Annotated in this window: 4 protein-coding genes; 2 read left to right on the top strand and 2 right to left on the bottom strand. The window is 33.6% G+C overall.

The window, feature by feature from the left end; translation table 11 throughout:
* The coding region (locus tag DIU01_RS05210; protein WP_290832185.1) for a polyprenyl synthetase family protein at positions 1–966 on the bottom strand (966 nt) is incomplete at its 3' end.
* Between the two features lie 265 nt (positions 967–1,231).
* Positions 1,232–2,272, bottom strand: a complete 1,041-nt coding sequence (rlmN, locus tag DIU01_RS05205) for a 23S rRNA (adenine(2503)-C(2))-methyltransferase RlmN (RefSeq protein WP_290832184.1) — start codon at positions 2,270–2,272, stop codon at positions 1,232–1,234.
* Between the two features lie 83 nt (positions 2,273–2,355).
* Between rlmN and DIU01_RS05200 the strand changes: the two genes are divergently transcribed.
* Together DIU01_RS05200 and DIU01_RS05195 are read left to right on the top strand one after the other, a co-directional pair.
* Positions 2,356–2,955, top strand: coding sequence for a hypothetical protein (locus DIU01_RS05200; protein WP_290832183.1), 600 nt, complete (start codon positions 2,356–2,358; stop codon positions 2,953–2,955).
* Positions 2,956–2,967: 12 nt separating this feature from the next.
* Positions 2,968–3,401, top strand: a 434-nt coding sequence (locus DIU01_RS05195; protein WP_290832182.1) for a hypothetical protein, incomplete at its 3' end; no start/stop codon positions are given.

The raw sequence follows: 3,401 nt of genomic DNA, 5'->3' as shown, positions 1-3,401 counted from the left end.
TTCTATAACGTAATTCACCATTAAAACTAAGCTGTCTTTGTAAATTGAATCTGGGAAATTTTGAATTAAAGCGAGTGCTTCTTGTTGGAATTGCGCCATTTTTTGTTCGGCATAAGTTAGTCCGTTTTTGTCTTTTACAAATTGGATTACTTCTTTCACTCGTTTTTTGTCTTTGTTGTGATTTTTAATCGAATTGATGCACCAACTTTTTTCTTTGCTCGAACAATTATTCAAAGCATAAATTAATGGCAACGTCATTTTTTGCTCTTTGATATCAATTCCTGTTGGTTTTCCGATGGCTTCATCGGTGTAATCGAATAAGTCGTCTTTTATTTGAAAAGCCATTCCGATTAGTTCACCAAATTTTCTCATGGTTTCTACTTGAACCTCATCATCAGAAACTGATTTGGCTCCGAGTGCACAACAAGCAGCAATAAGCGTTGCTGTTTTTTGACGAATGATTTCGTAATAAATATCTTCGGTAATATCAAGTCTTCGGGCTTTTTCTATTTGAAGTAATTCGCCTTCACTCATTTCGCGAACGGCAACAGAGATTATTCGGAGTAAATCGAAATCTCCATGATCTATTGAAAGTAATAAACCTTTGGAAAGCAAATAATCGCCAACAAGAACAGCAATTTTATTTTTCCACAGCGCGTTTATTGAGAAAAAACCTCTTCTTCTGTTACTATCATCAACAACGTCATCATGAACTAAAGTTGCAGTATGAATTAATTCGATTACACAGGCACCGCGATAGGTTCGCTCATTTACAGTTCCGCCCGAAAGCATTTTGGCTGTTAAGAAAACAAACATCGGTCGCATTTGTTTTCCTTTTCGGTTTACTATGTAATAGGTAATTCTGTTTAACAACGCCACTTTGGACGACATTGATTCGTAGAACTTCTTTTCGAAAAGTTCCATCTCAGTCAGAATGGGCTGTTTTATTTGTGAAGTGATGTTCATTATTGAATACAAAAATAACGCTTTTTGTATTTAGAAAAAAAGTTGTTGATATAATCTTAACTTTTGACTAAGACAATTACTAATTAGCCCTGATTACTTCACATTGTGTATATTTCCATTTGTGTTCAGTGAACTACGTTTGGAATGGAAATCCTTTCTTTTAAGTGCCTTGGGTTAAAACCCAAAGGCAATTAAAAGAAAGATTGGAATGGAAAGCAGGAATACGGATTGCAAAAAATGCCCGAACGATTCGCTCCAAAAAAAACTAGGCTTCTTTATTGGCCAATTGACCACAAGCTGCGTCAATATCTTTACCACGACTGCGACGTACTTTCACGACAATTCCTGCTTTTTCAAGTTCTTTAATGTACAAATTAACCGATTTTTCTGAAGCTTGTTGGAATTCGCCATCATCGATTGGGTTGTATTCGATTAAATTGACTTTACACGGAACGTATTTACAGAATTTAACCAAAGCATCAACAGCTTGTTTATTGTCGTTGATTCCTTTCCACACAACATATTCGTAGGAAACTTTGGACTTGGTTTTTCTGTACCAATATTCTAAACTTTCGCGTAAATCTTTTAGTGGAAAATTGGAACTGAATGGCATTATCTTGGCGCGAACTTCATCTATTGCTGAGTGAAGTGATACTGCGAGTTTGAATTTCACATCATCATCGGCCATTTTTTTAATCATTTTTGGAATTCCAGATGTGGAAACCATGATTCTTTTGGGTGACATTCCAAGACCTTCGTCGGAAGTTATCATTTCGATGGCTTTGATGACGTTGTTGTAGTTCATCAAAGGTTCGCCCATTCCCATGAAAACGATGTTGGAAAGTGGTCGGTTGTGATATAATTTGCTTTCGTTATCTATGGCAAGAACTTGGTCGTAAATTTCGCCAGGTTCTAGATTTCGCATTCTTTTTAAACGAGCTGTTGCACAGAAATTACAATCTAAACTACAACCAACTTGCGATGAAACACATGCTGTTGTTCTGGTTTCTGTTGGAATTAGCACGCTTTCTACAACCAATCCATCGTGAAGTCGAACGGCGTTTTTTACTGTTCCGTCTTCGCTGCGTTGCATTTGGTCTACCTTGATGTGATTGATTACAAAATTGGCTTCGAGCATGGCACGCGTTTCTTTGGAAAGATTGGTCATGTCGTCAAAACTATGTGCGCCTTTGCTCCACAACCATTCGTAAACTTGATTTCCACGAAAAGCTTTGTCGCCGTTGGTTACAAAAAATTCTCTAAGTAGTTCTTTAGAAATGGCTCTGATGTCTTTTTTCTCAATCATGGTACAAAGGTAAAAACAATTTGTGGATTTTAATTTGCTAATCTTTTAATTATATTTTATGTTTACATCAAACTACTTTAGGAATGAAACAAGGACTACTTTTCTTTTTTATATTTAGTTGGACGTTTATCTTTGCACAAAGTGATTATGTTCCGGTTGAAAATAATGATAAAGATGGCAATTACAATAATAGAACAAACATTGTAAAACTGGATTCAATTAATAAAATCACTTTTATCAAATTAGATTCCAGAAGTTCGGTAAAACTCTCTGGGTTATGGTTTGATTTTGACCATGTGAACTACAAAAAAGAGGGACTTGTACCCTATTCTCAAATTTTTGTAGATGATAACAATACGATGTTTGAAATTCTTATTTTTAGTGTTAAAGCTCACCGAAAAATCTCAGGATACTTTAACTACAAAGATTTTAGTAAAGATTACCCACAAATAATTAAAAAAGCAAACGGAGAAATAATTTCGACGCAAATTAATAAAGAAAAAAACTTCAAGTTATTCAAAGTAAAAATGCCTTCACAATTCAATAAAGATGTGATTTTTACTAGCTACCATTTAATTGGCGGAAAAAATAATGATATTTATAGAATGGTTTTATACAACGTCGATGAAGCTAATTTTGAAAATTTTGACAAATTTTTAATGAACACTTTTAACAACAATTAATCTCGCTTAGTAATGAATAAGTCACTACTTTTTATACTTCTTTTAATGAACGCTGGATTTTGTTTTGGGCAAAGTGATTATGTTCCAACAGAAAAAAAAGATAAAGCTGGATATAATGGTAAAACAAATATAAATGCTTTTGATTCAATTTCTAACTTTACGGAAGTAAAATTATATAGTGACAAACAAAACATTAAACTACAAGGGAAATGGTATGATTTTCACTATGCTAAATATGAGCGTGAAAATTTTGTTTCACATTGTCCACTTTTTGTAGATGAAAATGATGCTGTATTAGAGATAGGAATATTTGACAAAAAATTTCATAGCGTATTTACAGGATATTATGACTATAAAGATTTTAGTGGAGATTACCCACGAACAATTAAAAAAGCAAAAGGAGAAATAATTTCTACACAAATTGATAAAGAAAAAAACTTCAAGTT

It is taken from the genome of Flavobacterium sp. (assembly GCF_003525665.1).
Taxonomy (GTDB): domain Bacteria; phylum Bacteroidota; class Bacteroidia; order Flavobacteriales; family Flavobacteriaceae; genus Flavobacterium.
The sequence above is the reverse complement of the archived record's forward strand: the minus strand, read 5'-3'. Positions and strand labels throughout refer to the sequence as shown.

Coding starts and splice junctions, on each gene's coding strand:
- DIU01_RS05200 (WP_290832183.1), top strand. CDS start 2,356: ATGAAACAAGGACTACTTTTCTTTTTTATATTTAGTTGGACGTTTATC.
- rlmN (WP_290832184.1), bottom strand. CDS start 2,272: ATGATTGAGAAAAAAGACATCAGAGCCATTTCTAAAGAACTACTTAGA.